24 protein-coding genes and 3 tRNA genes are annotated in these 22,860 nt (G+C 30.3%); 22 read left to right on the top strand and 5 right to left on the bottom strand.

The features are described 5' to 3' along the window. Positions 1-8: 8 nt before the first annotated feature. The 3 genes from AALI31_RS04860 to AALI31_RS04850 all read left to right on the top strand — a co-directional run bounded on the left by AALI31_RS04860 (position 9) and on the right by AALI31_RS04850 (position 287). Positions 9-85: transfer RNA gene (locus AALI31_RS04860), tRNA-Asp, on the top strand. Between the two features lie 14 nt (positions 86-99). Beyond that, positions 100-175 (top strand) — tRNA-Phe (locus AALI31_RS04855). Positions 176-212: 37 nt separating this feature from the next. After that, positions 213-287, top strand: a tRNA-Cys gene (locus tag AALI31_RS04850). Between the two features lie 78 nt (positions 288-365). Here AALI31_RS04850 and AALI31_RS04845 read toward each other — a convergent pair. Further along, positions 366-1,085: a polysaccharide deacetylase family protein gene (locus tag AALI31_RS04845; protein ID WP_489885412.1), complete on the bottom strand. Its 720-nt coding sequence runs from the start codon at positions 1,083-1,085 to the stop codon at positions 366-368. 100 nt (positions 1,086-1,185) lie between these two features. Continuing rightward, the gene (locus AALI31_RS04840; protein ID WP_489885411.1) at positions 1,186-2,319 is read right to left on the bottom strand and encodes a glycosyltransferase family 4 protein; all 1,134 of its coding nucleotides are present in this window, start codon (positions 2,317-2,319) and stop codon (positions 1,186-1,188) included. 114 nt (positions 2,320-2,433) lie between these two features. Between AALI31_RS04840 and AALI31_RS04835 the strand changes: the two genes are divergently transcribed. The 4 genes from AALI31_RS04835 to AALI31_RS04820 all read left to right on the top strand — a co-directional run bounded on the left by AALI31_RS04835 (position 2,434) and on the right by AALI31_RS04820 (position 5,445). Then, complete coding sequence (locus AALI31_RS04835) at positions 2,434-3,387, top strand: glycosyltransferase family 2 protein (protein ID WP_489885410.1); 954 nt, start codon at positions 2,434-2,436, stop codon at positions 3,385-3,387. Positions 3,388-3,438: 51 nt separating this feature from the next. Then, the gene (locus AALI31_RS04830; protein WP_489885409.1) at positions 3,439-4,287 is read left to right on the top strand and encodes a bifunctional 5,10-methylenetetrahydrofolate dehydrogenase/5,10-methenyltetrahydrofolate cyclohydrolase; all 849 of its coding nucleotides are present in this window, start codon (positions 3,439-3,441) and stop codon (positions 4,285-4,287) included. Positions 4,288-4,406: 119 nt separating this feature from the next. Next, positions 4,407-4,958, top strand: coding sequence for a hypothetical protein (locus AALI31_RS04825; protein WP_489885408.1), 552 nt, complete (start codon positions 4,407-4,409; stop codon positions 4,956-4,958). A 10-nt stretch (positions 4,959-4,968) separates the two neighbouring features. Next, positions 4,969-5,445: a YfcE family phosphodiesterase gene (locus AALI31_RS04820; protein ID WP_489885407.1), complete on the top strand. Its 477-nt coding sequence runs from the start codon at positions 4,969-4,971 to the stop codon at positions 5,443-5,445. Between the two features lie 55 nt (positions 5,446-5,500). Here AALI31_RS04820 and AALI31_RS04815 read toward each other — a convergent pair whose 3' ends face one another. Beyond that, positions 5,501-8,305, bottom strand: coding sequence for a transglycosylase domain-containing protein (locus tag AALI31_RS04815; protein WP_489885406.1), 2,805 nt, complete (start codon positions 8,303-8,305; stop codon positions 5,501-5,503). Between the two features lie 270 nt (positions 8,306-8,575). Between AALI31_RS04815 and hflX the strand changes: the two genes are divergently transcribed. From hflX to yajC, 10 genes are all read left to right on the top strand, one after another. Next, positions 8,576-10,381 carry a GTPase HflX gene (hflX, locus tag AALI31_RS04810; protein WP_489885405.1) on the top strand — a complete coding sequence of 602 codons (1,806 nt, stop codon included), beginning with the start codon at positions 8,576-8,578 and terminating at the stop codon, positions 10,379-10,381. Beyond that, the gene (locus AALI31_RS04805; RefSeq protein WP_489885403.1) at positions 10,378-11,037 is read left to right on the top strand and encodes a YigZ family protein; all 660 of its coding nucleotides are present in this window, start codon (positions 10,378-10,380) and stop codon (positions 11,035-11,037) included. Before hflX ends, AALI31_RS04805 begins: the two co-directional genes overlap by 4 nt. Positions 11,038-11,048: 11 nt before the next feature. Beyond that, the gene (locus AALI31_RS04800; RefSeq protein WP_489885402.1) at positions 11,049-11,402 is read left to right on the top strand and encodes a nucleotide pyrophosphohydrolase; all 354 of its coding nucleotides are present in this window, start codon (positions 11,049-11,051) and stop codon (positions 11,400-11,402) included. Then, positions 11,402-12,139: a YebC/PmpR family DNA-binding transcriptional regulator gene (locus tag AALI31_RS04795; protein ID WP_489885401.1), complete on the top strand. Its 738-nt coding sequence runs from the start codon at positions 11,402-11,404 to the stop codon at positions 12,137-12,139. The genes AALI31_RS04800 and AALI31_RS04795 overlap by 1 nt, the downstream gene beginning before the upstream one ends. A gap of 117 nt (positions 12,140-12,256) precedes the next feature. Further along, positions 12,257-12,829 (top strand): hypothetical protein, encoded by a 573-nt coding sequence (locus AALI31_RS04790; protein WP_489885400.1) that lies wholly within the window; start codon positions 12,257-12,259, stop codon positions 12,827-12,829. An 81-nt stretch (positions 12,830-12,910) separates the two neighbouring features. After that, positions 12,911-13,507 carry a Holliday junction branch migration protein RuvA gene (ruvA, locus tag AALI31_RS04785; RefSeq protein WP_489885550.1) on the top strand — a complete coding sequence of 199 codons (597 nt, stop codon included), beginning with the start codon at positions 12,911-12,913 and terminating at the stop codon, positions 13,505-13,507. A gap of 7 nt (positions 13,508-13,514) precedes the next feature. Then, the gene (gene ruvB / locus AALI31_RS04780; RefSeq protein ID WP_489885399.1) at positions 13,515-14,504 is read left to right on the top strand and encodes a Holliday junction branch migration DNA helicase RuvB; all 990 of its coding nucleotides are present in this window, start codon (positions 13,515-13,517) and stop codon (positions 14,502-14,504) included. 20 nt (positions 14,505-14,524) lie between these two features. Beyond that, a complete protein-coding gene (gene queA / locus AALI31_RS04775) occupies positions 14,525-15,562 on the top strand; it encodes a tRNA preQ1(34) S-adenosylmethionine ribosyltransferase-isomerase QueA (protein WP_489885398.1) in 1,038 nt (345 codons plus the stop codon). 17 nt (positions 15,563-15,579) lie between these two features. After that, the gene (gene tgt, locus AALI31_RS04770) at positions 15,580-16,716 is read left to right on the top strand and encodes a tRNA guanosine(34) transglycosylase Tgt (RefSeq protein WP_489885397.1); all 1,137 of its coding nucleotides are present in this window, start codon (positions 15,580-15,582) and stop codon (positions 16,714-16,716) included. Between the two features lie 4 nt (positions 16,717-16,720). Next, positions 16,721-17,023 carry a preprotein translocase subunit YajC gene (gene yajC / locus AALI31_RS04765; protein ID WP_489885396.1) on the top strand — a complete coding sequence of 101 codons (303 nt, stop codon included), beginning with the start codon at positions 16,721-16,723 and terminating at the stop codon, positions 17,021-17,023. A 287-nt stretch (positions 17,024-17,310) separates the two neighbouring features. Here the strand turns inward: yajC and AALI31_RS04760 are convergent, their stop codons facing one another. After that, positions 17,311-18,102 (bottom strand): nucleoside recognition protein, encoded by a 792-nt coding sequence (locus AALI31_RS04760; RefSeq protein WP_489885549.1) that lies wholly within the window; start codon positions 18,100-18,102, stop codon positions 17,311-17,313. A 4-nt stretch (positions 18,103-18,106) separates the two neighbouring features. Between AALI31_RS04760 and AALI31_RS04755 the strand changes: the two genes are divergently transcribed. Beyond that, positions 18,107-18,274 carry a hypothetical protein gene (locus tag AALI31_RS04755; RefSeq protein ID WP_489885556.1) on the top strand — a complete coding sequence of 56 codons (168 nt, stop codon included), beginning with the start codon at positions 18,107-18,109 and terminating at the stop codon, positions 18,272-18,274. Between the two features lie 127 nt (positions 18,275-18,401). On the opposite strand, the gene AALI31_RS04750 is transcribed toward AALI31_RS04755, so the two are convergent. Beyond that, positions 18,402-19,595 carry a nucleotidyltransferase gene (locus AALI31_RS04750; protein WP_489885395.1) on the bottom strand — a complete coding sequence of 398 codons (1,194 nt, stop codon included), beginning with the start codon at positions 19,593-19,595 and terminating at the stop codon, positions 18,402-18,404. Between the two features lie 172 nt (positions 19,596-19,767). Here AALI31_RS04750 and pta point away from each other — a divergent pair, with 172 nt between their 5' ends. From pta to rpmF, 4 genes are all read left to right on the top strand, one after another. Beyond that, positions 19,768-20,778 (top strand): phosphate acetyltransferase, encoded by a 1,011-nt coding sequence (gene pta, locus AALI31_RS04745; RefSeq protein WP_489885394.1) that lies wholly within the window; start codon positions 19,768-19,770, stop codon positions 20,776-20,778. A 23-nt stretch (positions 20,779-20,801) separates the two neighbouring features. Then, on the top strand, positions 20,802-21,998 hold the full coding sequence (locus AALI31_RS04740) for an acetate/propionate family kinase (protein WP_489885393.1): 1,197 nt from the start codon (positions 20,802-20,804) through the stop codon (positions 21,996-21,998). 83 nt (positions 21,999-22,081) lie between these two features. Next, complete coding sequence (locus AALI31_RS04735; protein ID WP_489885392.1) at positions 22,082-22,591, top strand: YceD family protein; 510 nt, start codon at positions 22,082-22,084, stop codon at positions 22,589-22,591. Further along, positions 22,592-22,774, top strand: coding sequence for a 50S ribosomal protein L32 (gene rpmF / locus AALI31_RS04730; protein ID WP_489885391.1), 183 nt, complete (start codon positions 22,592-22,594; stop codon positions 22,772-22,774). It abuts the gene before it with no gap. The last annotated feature ends 86 nt before the right edge of the window (positions 22,775-22,860 follow it).

Raw genomic sequence — 22,860 nt, 5'->3', positions numbered from 1 at the left:
AGTTAGTTGGCCCAGTAGCTCAGTTGGTTAGAGTGCTGGCCTGTCACGCCAGAGGTCGAGGGTTCGAGCCCCTTCTGGGTCGCCAATTTTCTTTATCGTGGCTGGATAGCTCAGTTGGTAGAGCAGAGGACTGAAAATCCTCGTGTCGCTGGTTCGATTCCTGCTCTAGCCACCATTTATCTTTGGATAATCTTTATCTTTTGTGGTCGTTTGGCACCATAGCCAAGTGGTAAGGCAGAGGTCTGCAAAACCTTTATTCGCGAGTTCGAATCCCGCTGGTGCCTCCATACATATTTTTATATTTTCTCTATGTTTTTAGAAAGCTTCGATTTTATTGTCGTAGCTTTCTTTTTTATTGTAAATCTTTACTTTGAATAATAAATTTCCTTTGTAGATTCAGTCAATAGAGAAAATTCATAACCTAGGCTTAAAAAATAGTCTTTTATTAATTTTAGAGATCTTACAGTGTGTATGTTATTTGTGTTTGTGTGCATTAAGATAATAATATCGTCATTACCTGAGAAACGTTTTTGAAATTGATTTTTACATATTTGTAGGATTGTGGAAGGATCGTTTTCAGGATGAAGGGCATCTAGAGTATCTATGTGCCAGTCGTATATTTTGAAATTGTTTTCATGGAGTTTATCTAAAAATGATTTGGTTATTCGTAAATATGAATTACGTGATCCAAATGGGAATCTTAAGATATTTGTTTCTATGTTAAATTTAGTTTTAAGTAGATTTTTGAGTTCGAGGTTTTCTTTTATGAAATTATCATATGACGAGTAACACTCATTTTTATTATGCGACATAGTGTGCAACCCTATTGCATGATTTTCTTGTATTATTCTTTCTAGGACTTTGGGATTTTCATTTACAAGTTTGCCTACAATGAAAAACGTAGCAGGTAGATTTAGATTTTTCAATTCATCTAATAGCATTGGTGTATTTTTGGCAGTTGGACCATCGTCGAATGTTAAATACACGTATTTTTTATCCTGATTGTGATTTAAAGAGGGAGTCTTAATAAAGTTTAATGAAATTAGAACGAGAGTTAAAATGAAAAAAATTTTAACGAATTTCATAGTGTAGTGAACTCCTTTATCCAAATTTTTAATCGTAGTATAACCAATTAAAAATATTTAATACGATAAAAGCAAGATGTCTAATAGAGCATCTTGCTTTTTAAGAATATGAGTTTAAAAGATTTCTGTATAGATCGATAGTTGATTGAGAACATTTTTCCCATGAGAATTTCTTTGATTGTTCGTATCCTTTTTCCTCTAATTCATTTCTTAGAATTTTATCATTGCAAAGCCTACACAAAGCATTTGAAATTTCATAAATGTCGTAAGGATTAACACTGTATGAATGATTTTCTACAATTTCTGGTAAGGAGGTTTGATTAGAACTTAGTACGGCTTTTTTACAATTCATAGCTTCAAGTACAGGAAGACCAAAACCTTCATAAATGGAGATATATACAAAAAATAACGATGCGTTATAAAAAATAGGTAATTCTTCTTCGGGAATAAATCCGGTAAAGAGAATATTACTTTGAAGATTTTTTTTGTATACAAGGTCTATAAGTTCATTAAATCCACTTTTAATATTACCAAGCAATACCAATTTTGTATTTTTATTAAAATTTTTATACGCATGTTCAAAGGATAAAATTAAGTTATAGATATTTTTGCGTTTACTGAATCCTCCTACGTACAAAATAAAATTTGAATCTATGTTATATTTTTGCTTTATGAAGGATTTACAGAAAAATTTGTTCATAGGTTTAAATTTTTCGTCTGCTGCAAGATGCGTTACGCATATTTTTTGGGGATCAACTGAAAAGAATTTAATAATTTCATTTCTTGAATAATTAGAAACAGTTATTATTGATGAACAGTTTTCAATTATATAAGGTAGTTGTTTTAAAAATTTTTTTAAATAAGATTTACCAGTGGTGTTAGGATGTACATAGGGAATTAAATCGTGTAAGGTCACAATAAATTTGAATTTATTTGAAGGAATTAAATTTGAATACCCAATTCCATTTTGAGGCACGTGAAAAATTGCAATATTGTTTTCGTTTAGTATGTGCGGTATATATTTTTGTTCAAAGAACGAACTATGTTTTCTAGATATTAGATGTAATCTTGTATTATTTTGATTAAACTGTCGTGGATATTTTCCACAATAAAATAAATCATAATAGTTTTCATGATCTATTTTTAGTAAATTGCTTATCAAATTTTTTGTATAAGTTCCTATTCCCGTACCATGATACAAATATGCACCTCGTATATCCATTGCAATCTTCATATTGTTACCTCTTTTTAAAAATATTTACTATAAGTATATTAATAGTTTATTGATAAATAATAATAATGTTAAACGAATGAGAATGATTTTATAAAAGGAGTGGTATTTTTTCCTATGAAAGAATTAGTTTCGGTAATAATGCCAGTGTACAATAATGAAAAGTATTTGAATGAATCTATAGAAAGCATATTGAATCAGAGTTATGAGAATATAGAATTACTTTTATTAGATGATGGTTCCGAGGATAAGTCGCTTTCCATTATGGAAAATTATGCCTTAAATGATAAAAGAGTAAGAATTATCTCTAGATGCAATAAGGGAGTTTCATGTTCTGTACATGACCTTATTAAATATTCTAGCGGGCATTATATCTCAAGGATGGATGGAGATGATGTATCCTACAAAAATCGTATTGAAACACAATTGAAATACATGAAGGAAAATAGTGATATATCTTTGATTGGGAGTTACATAGATATTGAAATTACTGATTATAAGAATGTTGATGATCAAATTTTATGCGAAAAGATATTTAATTTTAAAGTAGATAAAGAAAATCAAGCTATTAAAATTTTAAATGGAAATAAAATTTGTCATGGTACCTTTTTTGGAAAAGCAAATTTGTTCAAATCGATTGAATATAACAGAGATTTTAAAAGAACGGAAGACATTGATTTTATTTTTAATGCTATAAAGCAAAAAAATAACATTGGCATGATTGACAAGAAGCTATATCTAAACAGAGTTAATTCTAGATTTGTACACGAACAAAAGCTACTTGATGAAAAGTATAATAAAGAAATTTTAATTTCAAAGATAAAATTTTTGTATGATGAGATATGTAAAAGAGATATTTACATATTTGGTTCTGGTAAATGTAGTAGTGATTTGGTTAATATACTGGACAGAAATTTCAAGTTAAAGGCAAAGAAGATAGATGAGAATATGAATTTTGGAACTGATGAGAAAGAGTATATAATAATTTTGGATAAAATAAACTCTAGCGATATTGAAAGTAAATTAATTTTAAATGGTAAGAAAAACTTAAAAGATTTCGTAGCATTTTAAACTTGTAATTTAAAAAAATTTTATATATCATTATCTAAGGGGTGAACAGCGATGGTGAATTATGATCATAAAATCATAAATTGCAAGAAGTATAGAGATGAAAAAGAACTTGAGATTAAGAAAATGGTTATTGAAAATTCACTGAATTTAAAGTTGGCTATAATACAACTTGGTAATGATATTACAAGCAACTCTTATATCAATAACAAAGTAAAGGCTTGTGAAAGATGTGATATTAAATCAGAACTTTTTAAATTGGATATTGCAACAACACAAGATGAATTATTATCTCTCATAGATAAATTAAACAAAAATGATAGTGTGACAGGCATATTGGTTCAATTCCCTTTACCTAGGCACATTAATTCGAAAGTAGTAAGTAATTCGATTTTGTATACAAAAGATGTAGATGGATTCTCTATGATAAACAAAGCTAAACTTTATTCAGGTGAAGATTGTTTGATACCATGTACAGCCCAAGGAATTATAGAGATTTTGAAATATAATGATATAGAGATTTCAGGTAAAAATATAGTGATAATAAACAGAAGTTACTTGGTTGGAAAGCCATTAATGCATTTACTTATTAACAATAATGCAACAGTTACTGTATGTCATTCTTATACAAATAATTTATCGAAGATATCATCTAGTGCGGATATTTTAATTGTTGGTGTGGGTATACCAAGGTTTTTAAATAATTCGTATATAAAACATGGAGCGATAGTTTTGGATGTTGGAATTAATCACTTAGATGGAAAATTGTGTGGGGATATTAATTTTTCAGATTGTATAGAAAAATGTTCCATGATTACTACTGTTCCAGGAGGAATTGGTTTGTTGACTGTGACGAATCTTCTTAGTAATGTATTGAAGGCATCAACTTTTAAATTTGAGTAAAAATATTCCTAAAATTTAGTGAAAATAATGTAAATATTTTACTTTGATATTTAAATTTATTATGAGTTGATATATAATGAACCACATATAGACTATGGAAAAAATTGGGAAAAAGGGGAATGAACCGGGTGGAAACTTTATATACCATAAAAGAATTATCACAAAAATATAATGTACCTGAAAAAGCAATTTATTCAAGTATTAAAACGAGCGAAAAATTGAAGGAAAATATAATTTATAAAGGTAAGAAAACTTATTTGAACGAAGTTGGTTCTCAGATTTTAAGTGAAATTTTATTTAAAGATATTGAAAATGATGATCAACGAGACGTATCTGATGATTTGGATCAAATGAAAGGTGAAGATATAATATATAAGATTCAGAACATAAAAGATAGTGTGGTTGATAAGTCAACAGCTGAAGAGGCAATAAGTATACTTCTTGAACAGATTAAGGAAAAAGATAATTTAATAAAGAGATTAGTTTCACTTATTGAGAGTAATCAGGTTATACTTGAGAAGGATAGGGAACAACTTTTGGAAGATACTAGATACTATAAAACTCTTGAGATGCTCGAGGAGAGAGCGGTTAAGTTTGATGAAAATATACCTTATTTGCGAAATAAGCTTGATAATAAGAAAGGTATGAAAAAGTGGTGGAAGAAAGCATAGATTAACTAAATTGGAGGTAATTATAATAGTATTAGAAATAAATAAAATTGGAGTTATTTCCGATACACATGGTCTTATACGTGATGAAATAAATTTATTTTTAAAGGGATGTGACTTAATTATACATGCTGGAGACATGGTTAATGAGGACATAATTTTACATCTTAGGAGTATGTCTAAGGTTATTGCTGTAAGAGGAAATAACGATTATAGTGATAAATTTTCGAATTATGCTGACTTTGAAGAGGTAATTGTGAATGGGCACATAAAGATTTGTGTTGTTCATGATATAAATGATATTGAAGATAAGATTACTAATTACGATATTGTTATTCATGGACATACACACAAACCAATGAGAAGGTATGTATCCAATACATTAGTTTTGAATCCAGGAAGTTTTGGTCCAAAACGATTTTCATTACCTATAAGTTTAGCGACAATCGATTTAAAGAAGAATATTTCTGTAAAGTTTTATGAGATATGAAAAGTACATTTAACCCAAGTTAAACGTACTTTTCGTTTTTTACTATTTATTCAAATTACCCAAAATTGAAATCGGCACTATCTAAATCTTCTTGTTTGTCATTTTCATTTTCTGTAGGTGGCTTATCTGATTTATCATCTTTGTTTTCGGGAGGCGAGACAGGTACGTCAATATTAGTATTATCATCTTTTGGTTCACTAGATTCAGATTCATTAGTAGAGCTGTCATAATCATTATTAGTTCCATCATTTGTATTGTTGTTTGAATCGTTATTATCATCTTTATTATCTATGTTATCTTTATTTTCATTAGAATTTTCTTCATCATTACTAGGAGGGTCTACCGTACTAGGAGTATTTGGAATATTAGAATTATCTGGTTTTGTATCAGCAACATCGTTACCACTAGAATTACTATTTGATGAATCATTTTTGTTATCAAACCATTCTTCATCAGGTTCAGTTTCATCTTTATCAATATCATCTTCAATTGGTTCGTACGTTGAATCATCATATACTTTCGGAGCAACATATTTTTGATCACTTAAATAAACGCTTGGAGTATATTTCCGATTCAAATAAATTTTGGTTTCTCTTAAATAACTAGGAGTATTTGCGGTAGCTATAGCACCAGTTAGTGAATTTATAGTAACTGGTATATGAATATCGCATTTGTGAGTTGGAATTGTCCCTTTTGCAAAAATCTCAGTATAAACTTTATTTCCCCTAGGATCTGATTGGCAATATGACGTAGCTAATAACCCAGAAACACTACATATACTTGCAGACACTATATCATCAGGTTTAGAAATATCTACAGGAGGTAAAGATTTATGTGCATAGCCCATTATTTTACCAAAAAGTGCACTTGCTGTGGAGCCACTAAAAGGTTTATTCCCATATTTATCTTTTAATTCCGTAGGTTTATCAGCACCTATCCAGATAGAACCAGCCATATAAGGGGTTACACCTGCAAACCAAAGATCTTTATTATTTTCAGTAGTTCCTGTTTTGCCAGCCACAGGTATATCGCTAAATTTTGCAGGTTTGGAAGAATACCGTTCTACAGGACCTTTTAACAAATCATACATTATATATGCAGTCTCTGGAGAAACGATTTGTGTTTTTTCAGGAACATTTTCCAGGATAACTTTACCGTTTTTATCAACCACATGAGTATAAGTTATGGGTTCTACTAGTACACCACCGTTAGCAAATGTACTATATGCAGACGCTAAAATTAATGGATTTCCACCGTCTAAGTCTTTAGGATCATTATTGAATTGACCTAAAGCTAACGTAGCTATACTATTTTTAGAATCGCTGTTATAGTGAAGACCAAATTTTTCTCCGTATTCAAGTGCTTTTCCTAATCCAACTGTATCTACAACTTTTATAGCTGATAAGTTTATTGATCTTTCCAAAGAATATCTAACATTTGTGTATCCTATGAAATTTCCTTTTACCTCATTGCTAGGTTCCCAATTTCCATATTTCTTTGATAACTCCTCAGAAAGGGGAGAATCTTCAATTCCTGTACCAGCATGACCTAATTTTAAATCAATAAGAGGAGTGTACGCAGTAAGGGGCTTTGCAGTAGATCCTATTGAACGTAAAAAATCATCTGATGCTGCACGATTATAGGAGTTAGCACTTTGTTCTCCTCTACCACCTATTATTGATTTTATATGACCAGTTTTAAAATCAATTACGATAGATGACATTTGAGGTTGTTTTATTCCATTTTCATCTGTCCATTCGGCAAGATTAATATAATTTGTTGCATTGTTTAAAATATCTTGGGAATAATCTTGAAGCTCTTTATCCATGGTGGTGTATATTTTTAGTCCATCGTTTCTTAGATGTAATTTAACTTCTTCGTCAGTATACCCGTAAACTTCTTTTAAGTCTCTAGTTAATTCCTCTACTACAGGTCGTGAAAACCATTCATAATTATAACTGTCATTTATCTTTTTAATGTTGAAACCTATTTGGTCATTATTAATTTCGTTTACAGAAGAGTCATACTCTTCTTGATTTATATAACCGAGCTCTAACATTTTGCTTAAAACGGTGATAGTTCTGTTCTTATAAAACTGGCTACTTTCCACATTTGATGCACTTGTATAATATCTTGTAGGATGCTGAGTAGAACCAGCTAGAAAGGCAGATTGAGTTAAAGTTAAGTCACTAGTATTTTTAGAGAAGTACTGTAGTGCTCCAGCTTCAACTCCATAAGCATTACCACCAACAAATATAGTATTAAGATAAACCTGAAGGATATCATCTTTTTCCATTTGTTTTTCGAGCTCTAATGCAAGATATATTTCACGAATTTTTCTTGTTATAGAGATCTCATTGGTAAGTATGTTATTTTTTATAACCTGTTGAGTTATTGTAGATGCTCCATGAAGACCGGATTCCTTATTCAGTAGCTTCTTAATGTCAGTTATGATTGCTGATATTATACGTTGCACATCTATACCGGAGTGTTCATAAAATCGTTCATCTTCTATCGCTATGAAGGCATTACGTAAGTTGAGAGGCATTTCTTCAAGCGATATAACATATCTTTTTTCAGCTGTTAAAACCTCATCCATGAAATCTCCATTTGAATCAAATAACTGAGATGCTTGCTCTAAGTTCTTAACTGCCTCTATACTCAGTGGAGGAGAAGTCTTAACTATGGCAAGAACAAATCCTGTAACTGTAACAATACCTACTAAAAAAATGGATACTAAAAAAATCAAAAACATTTTAAGTACTTTTTTGAATTTGTTATTATTCTTAGAACCATTTGCGATAATTTCGTTATTCTTATCTGAATGTGAGTCAATACTAGAGTTGTTATTGTTTGACATGTATTCCTCCTAGTAAATTCTTGCTTGTTGTTTAGTCCACTATGGAATTAAATTATATATCTATCAAAAAAAAATGTAAATACAATCAATCAAAACGTTAAAGTTATTTGAATTTAGTCGTATTTGTTTAGAGTCTTTCATTAAATGAAGAAACTATACTTTCAAATGATTTAATTTTCATAAAAATTTGCAAATATTTTCAATAAAGATCAATGAAAATAGACAATAATTGTTGTATGGGGTATAATCCAAAATGTGTGAGGTGGTTTTTTGATATATGGCGAGGTGAATGGCATTAAAAGATCATGTATAAATGAGCTTGAACGATTGCATAATGTTAGAATGGGAAGTAATGTCATCGTAGAGGAATCATTTCTTAAAAGTATTGCTGAAATAAGTTTAAGTATTAATAGAGAAATTTGTATTGTTATATCCAGAAGTGGAATTGTACATAATATTTCGGTTGGTAATGAATTAGAAGTTAAATTTCAAATGGATTTTAAAGAAAGAAAGAAGCTAAGTGGATATAGAGTTATCCATACGCATCTAAATTCTTCATGTAAATTGTCCGATGCGGATATAGCTTCTTTGAAAAATTTAAATCTTGATATGATTTCAGCAGTGAATGTAACGGATGAAAAATTATTGGAAGGTTTCTCTATAGGATTTTTAAATTTCGATAGTCAAGAAGGCTACTCTGAGATTTTGTTTAGTAATAGTGACAAATATTTTAATTTTGATATTTACTCAATTGTACAGGAAATTGAGAAGAATATGAAGATAGAGTTACATGGCAACAAGTTTATTGAAACGGCTGTTTTGATTGGATGTGATTCTAAAGAAAGCTTGCAAGAGTTAAAGGAACTTGTTTACGCTTGTGATATTAAAGTCAGCAATACATTTTTCCAAAAACGAGATAAGATTGATAATAAACATTACATAGGTAAGGGTAAATTGCATGAAATATTACGTTCTATTTATCATGCCAATGTAGACATTTTGATATTTGATGAAGAGTTGTCTCCATCTCATGTCTCTAATCTTGAAGAGATTTCTAAAATTAAAGTTTTGGATAGAACAGAATTGATTTTAGAAATATTTGCAAGGAGGGCTAAATCTAAAATCTCAAAATATCAAGTTGAACTTGCCCAATTGAAATATAGATATTCAAAACTTAAAGGTCTTGGTTTGGTTTTAAATAGAACTGGTGGAGGAATTGGGACTAGAGGACCAGGAGAGAAAAAACTCGAAACGGATAGAAGACACATAAAAAACAGAATGAATTATTTGCAACACCGTATAGAAGATATTAAATCAGAGCAAAGTGTACAGAGGAAATTAAGGGTTAAAAACAAAATTCCGCAAGTTTCAATAGTTGGATATACCAATGCAGGGAAATCTACTTTAAGGAATTACATTTATTCCATTTATGGTAATAATATCTCAGAGAATAAGTTTGTTTATGAAGACGATATGTTGTTTGCAACTCTTGATACTACTACTAGGAGAATAATTCTTCCTGATAAAACAGAAATCTCTTTGACGGATACAGTTGGATTTATAAAGAGATTACCTCATGATTTGGTTGAAGCATTTAAATCAACTTTAGAAGAGATAGTCTTAAGTGATTTAATTATTCATGTAGTTGATGTATCTTCTGAAGACCTAGAAAATGAAATAGTGACTACGGATATAGTACTCAGAGAGCTTGGATTGAAAAATTTCAATAAGATTTTTGTGTTTAATAAGATAGATAAACTTGATAATAAAAACAAGGAATTTGTTCAGAATACTTTCAGAGAAAGATATGGTGATGATGTTGTTTTCATTTCCGCTACTCAAAGAATTAATATTGATTTATTACTAAAGTTGATTAGCCATAAATTGAATAAACAGCATAGAAATATTTCCATTAGTGTGCCGTATGAGGATTATTCAGTTTTGAGTTCTATATATGAGAATTATGTTGTCTTTGAAGAGAAACATCTTGAAGATTGTACAGTTCTAAATTTTAATATACGGGAAGATGAAATTAAAAAATATGAAAAATATATTGTGAATGATTTGGGGAAGTGATCTTGGGATACAAAACTATTTTAAAAAATGGTGTATATGAGTTTGAAGAAAGGAGGTCAATCTTTATTGGATATGCTTCTAATGTAGAAAGTGATATTTGTGCTAGGGATTTTATAAATGAAATTAAATCTAAAAATAGCGATGCACGACATAATGTTTATGGATACATAATTGGAGAAAAACTCATGTTGCAAAGGTATACCGATGATGGCGAACCACAAGGGACAGCAGGTATACCTATAATAAATGTTATAAAAAATAATTTTCTAAGTGATGTTGTAGTTGTTGTAACAAGATATTTTGGTGGAGTTTTGTTAGGGACTGGTGGACTTACAAGAGCTTATGTTAAAGCTGCAAATGGTGCTATCATGAATTCCAAAATAGTAGATAAGATATTAGGAAATGAATTGAAATTAAAAATGAGATATGATATTGTTGGTAGGATTCAGCATTTTTTGAACGAGAATAATATACACGTACCTAGTGTTGATTACGAAGAGAGGGTTGTTCTTAAAATTAGATGTGATAAAAATAATGTGCAGAATATCAAATCTAAATTGATAGATATAACTTCGAATAGTTTGGATATTGAAATTAGTGAAGATACGATGTATTTTAAGGATAATAATAAATATTATTTACGTAGTGAAGTTTAGGAGAATTATATATGGAATTGAACGATTCTAATGTTAATCTAGAACATGTGAAATCTCTGATAAAGTGTTTTGAGGTGGAACGTGGGTGGGATAAATTTAGGAATCCCAAAGATTTAAGTATGAGTATTGCTATTGAGGCAGCTGAATTAATGGAAATATTTCAATGGGATACTACAGATGAAGCACTTTTGATAAGAGATACCAATAAATTTGAACATTTTAGAGAAGAGTTGGCTGATGTTTTGATATACTGTATATCTTTGGCCAATAGTTTAAATATGGATTTATTTGGAATCATTAAGGAAAAGTTGTATAAAAATTCTATAAAGCATCCAAAGATTAAACAGGAGGATAGTACAAGATAATGTCAGGTCATAGTAAGTGGCATAACATACAGGCAAGAAAAAATAAGGTAGACTCAAAACGATCAAAGATTTTTACCAAACTTATCAAAGAGATATATGTTGCCTCAAAGAGTGGCGGCAGTAACATTGATGGAAATGCTAGGCTTAGAGATGCTATTGAGAAAGCACAACAAAATAACGTTCCTAGAGAAATAATAGAGCGTGCGATAAAGAGAGGTTCTGGAGAACTAAATGGTAACGATTATGAAGTTCTAAATTATGAAGGATATGGTCCGTTTGGAGTTGCAGTTATAGTAAAAACTTTAACAGATAATAAGAATAGAACTGCTGCTAATTTGAGATTTTTGTTTTCAAAGTATTCTGGGAATATGGGATTAAATGGTTGTGTTAGCTATATGTTTAAGGAAGTTGGGGAAATAGTCGTTGATATATCCCAAGATATAAGTGAGGATGAAATAATGGAAATTGCTTTTGAGTTTGGTGCTGATGATTTTCAAACTCATGAGAAAGAGGGAGTATATGTTATAAAAAGCAGTGTAGACAATTTTAAAAAGATAAAGCAGGAGCTTGAATCTGAGGATATTGATTTCTTAGAATCAGAGATAAGACTTGAGGCTGATAATTATGTTAACCTTAGTGGTGAGAATGCCGAAAGATTTGAAAAATTTATAGATGCGTTGAAAGAAGATGAGGATGTACAGGAAGTTTATCATAATGCAGATTTAGAGTTTAAATAGAGTTTTGTATGTGAAGCGTAGTTGTTCGTAGAATGACTCGCTTTGTTTTTTGGATATTATAAAATTTGTATAAAATTTCCATAAACTATCCATACTTGTAATGAGGAGTGAGGATTTATGGAAATTAAATTTTTAAAATATAGAAAATTTAAACTTGCGATGATCTATTTATCAGTTTGTGCAGCAACTTTTGTGGCTGTATATATTATAACTTACAATTTAATCGGTATAAAATCTGATGTTAATTTTGTTAATAGGAATAATTATGAAATTATTTCAAAAGGTGATATGAGAGATATTATTGTTGTTGGTGAAAGTTCTGAGGGTGAATTGTATGAAAAGAGCAGAATAAAATCTAAAATCGCCGATATAAATAAAGTTTTTAAAGAAATGTATCCAATAGGGAGATATGAAATTATTAATTTTGATGACAATTCCATAGTATTAAGAGAAATTATTAAGAGTACTTTTGTACCTAATATGTACTATATAGGAGAAAATAATGGGTATGTAGCTGTCTTTAAATCTGATGATTATGGAAATTTATTTATTGAAGATGAAAAAACTGACATAAGTGGTAAGAAAGTTGATTCATTGCCTGTAACTGATAGGGAATTGGTCACTAATTACGAATTAAAGGCAAATGAGAGAGGAGATATTCAGGACATACTAAGTGAGCTTGAAACTTAATTTTACAAATAGTATTGAAAAAAATTTTCTTGAGTGATAAATTTATATTTATTAAGGTTGTACATAAGGGTTGAGTGTATAGTGTATGAGTATATTTATGGCAAATACAAAGGTTTAAATAATGATTATGTGATCATTGAGAATAATGGTATAGGGTATAAGATTTTTACCTCTGGCAATAGTATTTGCTCTATGCCACCTCTAAATGAAAATGTCAAATTGTATGTTGAACAAATAGTTAGACAAGATTTTATAGGGTTATATGGGTTTACGCAGAAAGAGGAATTGGATATGTTTTTAAAGCTCATAAATATAAATGGGATCGGTGCTAGAGTGAGTTTATCATTATTATCCGTAAGTACTGTAAAAACTTTAAAGAAAGCTATATTTGATTCAGATGAAGCTGCGATTATGAAAGCAAATGGTATAGGAAAGAAAGGTGCCCAGCGTATAATATTGGAACTTAAAGATAAAATTAAACTTCAAAGTATCGAATCGAGCGATGATTCAGTCGAGAATGATGAAGATTCGAAACATTTAGATGCTGTACATGCACTTTTATCTTTAGGATTTGAAGAAAGACATAGTAGTAAAGTTGTTAAGGAAGTTATCAAAAATTTTTCTGATGAGTCTGTCGAATTCATCATTAAAGAGTCTTTAAAAAATCTTATGAGGTAGCGTTAGATTGAAAGATAGATTGGTGAGCTCATCATTTTCCGGTGATGATGTTAAGGAGTATAGTTTAAGACCTAAGACTCTTAGTGAGTACATAGGTCAAGAAAATGTAAAGAGGAATTTGCAAGTTTTTGTAGATGCGGCAAAGATTAGAGGTGAGTCGTTGGATCATGTTTTGTTTTATGGTCCTCCAGGTCTTGGAAAAACAACGTTAGCTAGCATTATTTCTAAAGAAATGAATTCAGGATTTAAAATTACTTCAGGACCTGTGTTAGAAAGACCAGGTGATCTTGCATCTATATTGACTTCACTTGATGATAATGAAATTCTTTTTATAGATGAGATACACAGGCTTAGTAGAACTGTTGAAGAGATTTTGTATAGTGCTATGGAAGATTATTCTTTAGATATAGTTGTTGGCAAAGGTCCACAATCCAAATCCATAAGAATAGATTTAGCAAAGTTTACTCTAATTGGTGCTACTACTAGATTAGGACTTATTACGTCGCCATTGCGTGATAGGTTTGGGATGATACTATCTATGGATTATTATACTGAGGAAGAACTTATGAAAATAGTTATACGTTCTTCTGAAATTTTGGGAGTTTGTATAGAAAATAATGCAGCTTTAGAGGTATCTAAAAGGTCAAGAGGCACACCTAGAATTGCAAATAGGCTTTTAAAAAGAGTACGTGACTTTGCACAAGTTATGGGAGTCAATATTATAAATGTTGACTTGGTGAAGGAATCATTGAATTCTTTGGGAGTTGATGAAATGGGTTTGGATAAAGTAGATAAGAAAATATTACAATCTATTATACATAATTTTAATGGAGGTCCCGTTGGAGTAGAAACTATGGCTCATTTTTTATCTGAAGAGTTGAATACGTTAGAAGATGTTTATGAACCGTTTTTGATTCAACAGGGATTTTTGATGAGGACTCCTAAAGGACGTGTGGTTACTCAAAAAGCTTATGATTATTTTGGGATAGTTAGGTAAATTTATTTGAGGTAGATTATATGGATGTAGGTATGTTTGATTTTGAATTACCTCGTAGATGTATAGCACAGGAACCTTTAAAAGATAGGCATACATCCAAAATGATGGTGATTAATAGAGAGATTAATGAAATCTCACATAAAAAGTTTTACGACGTACTGGAATATTTAAATAAAGGTGACGTTTTGGTTTTGAATAATACTAGAGTTTTTAAGGCTAGAATTAGAGGTGTTAGTATTGAAACCAATGGTAAAATGGAGTTTTTACTCATTAGACGTGTTGTTGATAATGTTTGGGAAGTTATGTGTAAGCCTGGGAAAAGGGCTAGTATAGGCAAAAAATTTTCCTTTGGATGTGGTCAATTGATAGCTAAAGTAGTTGAAATTATAGATGGTGGTAGAAGGTTTGTAGAATTTTGTTATCAAGGGGATTTTTATGAGATTTTAAATTCTATAGGAGAAATGCCGATTCCTCCGTATATAAATGAAGGTTTAGGAAATAGTGAAAGTTATCAAACAGTTTATTCAGATGTCATAGGTTCTGTGGCTACACCAACTGCAGGGTTACATTTTACTAATGAATTATTATCTAAGATAAAAAATATTGGAGTAAGTGTGGTTTATATTACTTTGCATGTAGGATTAGGTACATTTATACCTATTAAATCATCTAATTTGGAAGATCATGTAATGCACTCGGAGTACTACGATATAAGTGAACGTACTGCTAAATTAATAAATTTATCTAAAAGTAATGGAGGTCGAATTATAGCAGTGGGTACTACAACGGTTAGGACACTTGAGTCTGTTGCAACTAGTGATTCGAGTGGAAATGTTTTGGTTCGTGCATCATCGGGATATACGGATATTTTCATAAAACCAGGCTATAAATTTAAGATTGTTGATTCTATAATTACTAATTTTCATTTACCAAAGTCAACACTCATAGTATTGGTTAGTGCTTTTTACGATAGGAAAAAGATCTTGAGTGCGTATGAAGAGGCTGTTTTGAATGATTATAGATTTTTTAGCTTTGGTGATAGTATGCTTATAATTTAAGTGAGGAGTTATTTGACATGAGTTATAAGATATTGAATATTGATGGTATGGCAAAGCGTGCTAAGTTTGAGACAGTACATGGAATAATACATACTCCTGTTTTTATGAATGTTGGTACTTTGGCAGTTATAAAAGGGGCAGTCTCCAGTATGGATTTGATGAAGATTGGTTGTCAAGTTGAGTTATCGAATACGTACCACTTACACATAAGACCAGGAGACGAAGTTGTCAAAAGACTTGGTGGCATACATAGATTTATGAATTGGGATAAACCTATTTTAACAGATTCTGGTGGATTTCAAGTATTTTCATTAGCTAAACTTAGGGACATAAGAGAGGAAGGAGTAACTTTTAATTCACATGTAGATGGAAGAAGAGTATTTATAAATCCTGAAAAAAGCATTGATATTCAGAGTAATTTAGGATCCACGATTGCAATGGCATTTGATGAATGTATACCTGGGTTAGCAGAAAGAGAATATGTTTTAAATTCTGTTCCAAGGACTACCAGATGGTTGAAAAGATGTATCGAGCGTATGAATTTTTTGAAGCAAAAAGGTGATTTTGTAAATGAAAATCAATTGCTTTTTGGGATAAATCAAGGTGGAATATATGCGGATATACGAATTGAACATGCTAAAGTTATATCCGAATTTAATTTAGATGGGTATGCTATTGGAGGACTGGCTGTTGGTGAAAGTACTTATGATATGTACCGTGTGTTAGAAGAGGTAGTTCCGTATTTACAAAAAGATAAACCGACATATTTGATGGGCGTGGGTACTCCTGAAAATATATTGGAAGCTGTGGAGCGTGGAGTTGATTTTTTTGATTGTGTTTTGCCAGCACGTAATGGTAGACACGGTCAGGTTTTTACAAATCGTGGAAAGATAAATCTAATGAATAAAAAATTTGAACTTGATGATACGCCAATAGATTTAGAGTGCGATTGTGAAGCGTGCTCTAGGTATTCAAAAGCATATATAAGACATTTATTTAAGGCAAAGGAAATGCTTGCTTTGAGACTGTGTGTATTGCACAATTTGAATTTTTATAATAGACTATTAAAGGATGTAAGGCAAGCTATTGAAATAGGTCAATTTTCTAAGTTCAAGAAAGAAAAATTAGAAAGTTGGAAAACATTAGGAGGGTAAGGTTATGACATCTTTTTTTAATTTGTTAATACCTGTGGTTTTATTAGTGGTAATGTATGTAATAATGATATTACCAGAAAACCGAAGACGTAAAAAGTATCAATCAATGTTGGATGGTTTGAAGGTAAATGACAGAGTTATCACTCGAGGGGGTATAGTAGCAAAGGTTATATCTATAGATAATGAAAAAAATGAAGTAATTTTAGAAACAGGTCCAGATAGAGTCAGAATGACTTTTTTAAGAAATTCTATAGGGTCTATAACAGTTGAATCTGTAGATAAAGCGTTGAAGGCTAGTGATGAGTAGAAAAATTATATATATTTATAAAAAGGTATTTGCAAAACAAATACCTTTTTGTTTGAAAAGTTTCAAGTATATCTTGAATTTTTTAAAGAGATTTATTATAATACAAACATAGTAATGATAATCACTATCATTACTAGTTTAAGGATTATTTGGATTTATCTATACTTTGTTGTTAGTTTTAAAGTCATACAATGAAATTTTATACCTCCAAAATATAGAAATTTTAGATTGTTGAGTTTAAACTAACTTGTATTTTGCCTCTGTGAGATTAGGTTTTACAGAGGCTTTTATATCACGATTAAACTTAGTAAAAAAGTTATAAGAAATGAAAATATTGCTTGAATAAGTTTATATTTTATATATTTGCCTAATTTAAATAATTTGTTATTATATACGATTGAGTAGCATTGAAGAATTATACATATTCCACTGAATGAACAGAAACCACTTATAATCGAAAGTTTTACATATATAGGTATGTTGATTTTGCTTAACATATCTATTCCGTTGGTTATTTCGAATATACTAATCAAGATTGATTTTAATATTGGAATATTTTTAAAAAGTATATGGGAAAACATATTATTTATTAGGATTTCTTTTATTAGTGAAAATAGTATTATAAAGCCTCCAACTATTGCACATGTTTTTAGTGCATTTTCTAATGATAATTTTATTACATATCCAAAATTATTTTTATATGATACACCTTCCATTTTTGTATTCGGGATTGGGTCGTTTTTATATGGAATAAAATATGAAATTAATATACTTGACAAATAGTTCCCGATTATTAAAAGATATCCCATTGATTTGCTATTTAACATAACTGTTCCTACAGTTCCAATTAAAAATAAGGGACTTGCATTTGAAGCTATGTTTGTTAATCTCTGAAATTCATTATCTGAAATTAATTTCTTATTGTATAAATCATTTGTATATTTTATACCAAGTGGATATCCACATATAAAACTTATTATTATTGGGAATACGCAATTTTCTGAAATTTTTAATGGCTTCATTAAAAATTTGCCAAATATTCTACCTAGTATGGATATTCCACCATAATTTGTTAGGATATTTGTGAATATTAGGAAAGGAAATAATGTTGGAAATACGGATTTAATAAACAGATTTGTGCCGTTTATTATCGACTCTATTGAGGTTTCTGGGAATATGATTAAGTATGTTATTAGTATGGTTGTGGTAAATGTAATCAAGACATTTATTTTTGATTTTTCGCACATATAAAAAAATATTAATACTGTTATGAAAAACACAAAAAATACTAACAATTAAATACACTTCCTATCTTTTATGATTTAAGAATATATTTAATTGTTATGAGAAAAAAATTTTTTTATGATTCTGTAATAAGTTATAATTTTGTTATTGGAGGGAATTTAAAGTCACTAATAGGAGAAAAATTTTTATTTATGATGGAATATGCTTTGGATGCAATCGTATCAAGCTTAACTGTGTTTAAAAATTTCTTGTTAAATTTAGGTATTAATGGTATTGTACATATTTTTTTAAATTTATTTAAAAGAGATCCTCCTATTTTGTCAAATCCTAGAATCCTTACATATTCGGGTACGTTTTTCATATACTCTTTATCAAAGTTTTCGAATCCAATAAAATATCTAGTGAGTATTCTGTTTAACCTTGAGTAGGTATATCTTTTGGATTTTGTATTTAGTATAAATTGATCTAAGGTATTTGATTTTAGTATGTTTGAATAAAATCTATTTTCTATACCTTCTTCTGTATCTTGTATTTTACTTAAATTTTTAGTCGTCATGATTTTATATTTTATGTATTTGAACATTAATTCTTTATCAACTATGTTCTCATTCAAAAATTCTGTTTTCAAATATTTATACATTTGTTTTGGTACATGCTTTTTAAGAATTGAAATATCATTCGTATAGTCTGATAATATGTTCCTTATTGATGTTGCTGAAGAAAACGTATTACTCAAAAGTTTGTCATTATAATTATTTCCAATTCTTTGTATTGGAAGTATTTTTATATGACTATTTAGAATTTTTATGGATTTTAAATATTCTATAGCTAGAATATTATTTGGGGATTTCATAAAGACAGATAAACTTGGGTCTTCAAAAAAGTTAGAAATTATGAGTTCTTGGATTCTTGGGAATGATAAACCAGAGCTTGAATATTTTCTAAAATCACTTTTATCCAATGAAATTAGCCTTTCCGATATCTTATCTAGGTACTCTATATTCGGATTCTCACAACCAAAACATATGTAATCTATAAATCCTAATTTGTTAATAATTTTTATTGTCCCATATGCAAACCCCTCTGCTGATGATAAAACTATGTGGACAGGTATCTCTAAACATAGATTTATACCATATGTTAATGCAACATCGCATCTTTTAAATTTATCTATAATGCTTGGTCCGCCACGTTGTACAAAATTTCCGCTCATTATCGAAATTATTGCAAGCTCCTCATCTTTGAATATTTCTTTAATCGTATTTATTTGATGAAGATGTCCTAAATGGAAAGGATTATATTCAGATATTATAGCAATTGTTTTCATAAGTTAAAATTTCCTTTTACAAAAATTCATATATTTAAGAGTATAGTACAATACTAAAAATAAATAAATATTGGGGGTTCAAAATATTCTAATTAATAAATTATTGAACACATTAATTAACTTGTTTATAATTAAAATTGGGTTTTATTTGTTGATTTTGAAAGGAGTTTTTATGAAATTATTAGATAAGATACGTGATTTGTCTAAACGTAGCATGAGAAAAATAGTTTTGCCAGAAGGAAATGAAGAGAGAACAATTAGAGCTACTGAAATTGTAACCAAGGAAGGTATAGCTAAGGTTATATTAATAGGTGATGAGAAAAAAATAACGAATCATGCTAAAAGTTTAGGTGTTGATATAGGGGATGTAATGATAATTGATCCACTGAGTTCTCCTAAATATGATGAGTATGTGAATTTATTTTTTGAACTTAGAAAGAATAAGGGTGTGACATTAGAGAAATCTAAAGAAATCGTAAAGGATGAAATGTATTTCGGTACCATGATGCTTAAGTGTGGTGAGGTGGATGGACTTGTTTCTGGTGCTGTGCATACTACTGCAGATTTGTTGCGACCAGGTATGCAAATAATCAAAACTTCTCCAGGTACAAAGGTAGTTTCAAGTTTTTTTATTATGGATGTTCCGAATAGAGAATATGGTGATGATGGTGTGATGTTTTTTGCAGATTCTGCAGTTAACCCGAATCCAACTGCAGAAGAGCTTGCATGTATTGCAATATCGACTGCGGATAATGCTAGATCGTTAATTGGAATAGAGCCTAGGGTTGCATTGCTTTCATTCTCGTCTATGGGTAGCGCTAAGCACGAGCTAGTTGATAAGGTTGTTGAGGCTAGTAAAATAGCAAATGACTTAAGACCTGATTTGTTAATAGAGGGGGAACTTCAATTAGATACTGCCATAGTGCCAGAAGTTTGCAAATTAAAAAGTCCTAATAGCAGGTTGAAAGGTAAGGCTAATGTTTTGATATTTCCAGATTTGCAATCAGGTAACATAGGATATAAACTTGTACAAAGATTAGCTAGTGCAGAGGCTATTGGTCCTATATGCCAAGGGTTTGCTGAGCCTTTAAATGATTTGTCAAGAGGCTGTAGTGTTAGCGATATAGTCAATATGATAGCTATTACGAGCGTTCAATCACAAAGCAAGTTAAGGATAAAATAAAATCTATAAGGAGATAATTTGTAATGAAAATTTTAGTTATAAACTGTGGGAGTTCGTCCTTAAAATATCAATTAATTGATATGGATACAGAGGTTGCTATAGCTAAAGGTTTAGTTGAGAGGATAGGTATTGAAGGTTCTAATTTAGAACAAAAAGTTGAGGGCTTATCTGAGAAATACAAGATTGATAGAAATTTAAAAAACCATAAAGAGGCAATAGCATTGGTTTTGGAAACTTTATGTAACAAGGATTTTGGAATAATAAAAGATTTAAATGAAATTAGTGCTATAGGTCATAGGGTTGTACATGGTGGAGAAAAATATTCTGAGTCTGTTATTGTCAATGATGATGTTATTGACAATATAGAGAAATGTTCTAAGTTAGCTCCTTTACATAATCCGGCAAATTTGATAGGAATAAAGGCTTGTAAAGAGATCATGAAAGATACTCCTATGGTTGTTGTTTTTGATACGGCATTTCACCAAACTATGCCTAAGAAATCATACATGTATGGTTTACCATATGAGCTATATGAAAAATATGCAGTTAGAAAATATGGATTTCATGGTACAAGTCATTTTTATGTTGCCAACGAATGTGCTAAGGCAATGGGCAAAGATATACATGATTTAAAAATAATAACTTGCCATTTAGGAAATGGTGCAAGTATAAGTGCTGTTTATAAGGGTAAATGTATCGATACATCGATGGGATTTACGCCACTTCAAGGGCTTATAATGGGTACTAGATGTGGCGATATAGATCCTGCTGTTGTTACTTATTTGATTGGTGAATTAGGAATTAACCATAATGAGGTTGATGAAATAATGAATAAAAAATCTGGATTCCTTGGTATATCAGGAATAAGTAGTGATTCTAGAGATATAGAAGATTTGTGTGATGCTGGAAATGATAGGGCGATTTTGATTCTAGAGATGTATTACCATAGAATAAAGTCTTACATAGGTTCTTATATGGCTATAATGAATGGTGTTGATGCTATTGTATTTACTGCTGGCATAGGGGAGAATTCCGTAAAAAGCAGATTAGAAATATGTAAGAATATGGATAATCTTGGAATAATTATCGATGAAAATAAAAATAATACTAGAGGAAAGTTGACAGAGATTTCAGCTAATGATTCAAAGGTTAAATTGTATCTAATACCAACTAATGAGGAACTTGTAATTGCAAGAGATACGTGTAGACTTTTAAAGTAAATTGTTGACAATGTATATGCTAAATTATATAATTTATGTGTCGATTTTGTTCAATGTTGTTGGAGTGTTGGTAGGTTTTCTTTATGAAGATAAATTTGAGAGACTTTAGAAGTAAGACAGATGGGTCAATAGACAAAGACTTCGTCTTGTATGCTGATGAAATTGATATTGATCAGAGTGATGATTCTAAAGCAGTTGGTCCATTGGCTGTGCGTATGAATTTGGTGATCGCTGGTGATGTTTTAGAGATTACTATCAGTGTAAGCGTGAGGTTTCAGTTTGTTTGTTCTAGGTGTTTGGATAGTTTCTTTTGCGATCTTAGTTTTTCAGTTGAGGATAAGGTCTTGATGAGTGATTTGGATGAAGATATCTCTTTAGATTTAGAGGGAAATTTGGATTTTACAAATTACATCAGGAGCTGTGTAATTTCCAATGTGCCACAGAAGAAGTTGTGTAGAGATGGTTGTTTAGGTTTATGCCAGCGTTGTGGCATGGATTTAAATAAGGGTATGTGTGTGTGTGAACATTATGAGTGCGATAGCCCCTTCTCACGTTTGAGAGAGGTTTTTGTTGAATTAAAGGAGGTGGAGTAAATGGGTAATCCAGCACGTAAGTTTTCAAAAGGCAGAAGGGATAGAAGGAGAGCTCAGACATTTAAGCTTTCGATGCCGAGTGTGTCTGAATGTTCTCATTGCCATGAGGTGAAATTACCACATAGAGTTTGTAATAAGTGTGGTTTTTATGATGGGAAACAGGTTATTAACGTTGAAAGTTGATGGTACTACCTAAATTAGGTTTTCTAGTTTAGGTAGTTTGTCTTTGTGCTCTAATTTTGTGAAGTAAAATTAGAGCATTATTTATA

The organism is Anisomitus miae (SeqCode) (assembly GCF_054906395.1).
The sequence above is the reverse complement of the archived record's forward strand: the minus strand, read 5'-3'. Positions and strand labels throughout refer to the sequence as shown.

What these genes read in the sequence shown, in the direction of transcription:
- AALI31_RS04835 (WP_489885410.1), top strand. Translation starts at nt 2,434, where the DNA reads ATGAAAGAATTAGTTTCGGTAATAATGCCAGTGTACAATAATGAAAAG.
- AALI31_RS04815 (WP_489885406.1), bottom strand. Translation starts at nt 8,305, where the DNA reads ATGTCAAACAATAACAACTCTAGTATTGACTCACATTCAGATAAGAAT.
- AALI31_RS04735 (WP_489885392.1), top strand. Translation starts at nt 22,082, where the DNA reads ATGAAGATAAATTTGAGAGACTTTAGAAGTAAGACAGATGGGTCAATA.
- AALI31_RS04845 (WP_489885412.1), bottom strand. Translation starts at nt 1,085, where the DNA reads ATGAAATTCGTTAAAATTTTTTTCATTTTAACTCTCGTTCTAATTTCA.
- AALI31_RS04840 (WP_489885411.1), bottom strand. Translation starts at nt 2,319, where the DNA reads ATGAAGATTGCAATGGATATACGAGGTGCATATTTGTATCATGGTACG.
- AALI31_RS04800 (WP_489885402.1), top strand. Translation starts at nt 11,049, where the DNA reads ATGGAATTGAACGATTCTAATGTTAATCTAGAACATGTGAAATCTCTG.
- AALI31_RS04795 (WP_489885401.1), top strand. Translation starts at nt 11,402, where the DNA reads ATGTCAGGTCATAGTAAGTGGCATAACATACAGGCAAGAAAAAATAAG.
- rpmF (WP_489885391.1), top strand. Translation starts at nt 22,592, where the DNA reads ATGGGTAATCCAGCACGTAAGTTTTCAAAAGGCAGAAGGGATAGAAGG.
- AALI31_RS04825 (WP_489885408.1), top strand. Translation starts at nt 4,407, where the DNA reads ATGAACCGGGTGGAAACTTTATATACCATAAAAGAATTATCACAAAAA.
- pta (WP_489885394.1), top strand. Translation starts at nt 19,768, where the DNA reads ATGAAATTATTAGATAAGATACGTGATTTGTCTAAACGTAGCATGAGA.
- queA (WP_489885398.1), top strand. Translation starts at nt 14,525, where the DNA reads ATGGATGTAGGTATGTTTGATTTTGAATTACCTCGTAGATGTATAGCA.
- tgt (WP_489885397.1), top strand. Translation starts at nt 15,580, where the DNA reads ATGAGTTATAAGATATTGAATATTGATGGTATGGCAAAGCGTGCTAAG.
- AALI31_RS04740 (WP_489885393.1), top strand. Translation starts at nt 20,802, where the DNA reads ATGAAAATTTTAGTTATAAACTGTGGGAGTTCGTCCTTAAAATATCAA.
- AALI31_RS04830 (WP_489885409.1), top strand. Translation starts at nt 3,439, where the DNA reads ATGGTGAATTATGATCATAAAATCATAAATTGCAAGAAGTATAGAGAT.
- AALI31_RS04790 (WP_489885400.1), top strand. Translation starts at nt 12,257, where the DNA reads ATGGAAATTAAATTTTTAAAATATAGAAAATTTAAACTTGCGATGATC.
- yajC (WP_489885396.1), top strand. Translation starts at nt 16,721, where the DNA reads ATGACATCTTTTTTTAATTTGTTAATACCTGTGGTTTTATTAGTGGTA.
- AALI31_RS04750 (WP_489885395.1), bottom strand. Translation starts at nt 19,595, where the DNA reads ATGAAAACAATTGCTATAATATCTGAATATAATCCTTTCCATTTAGGA.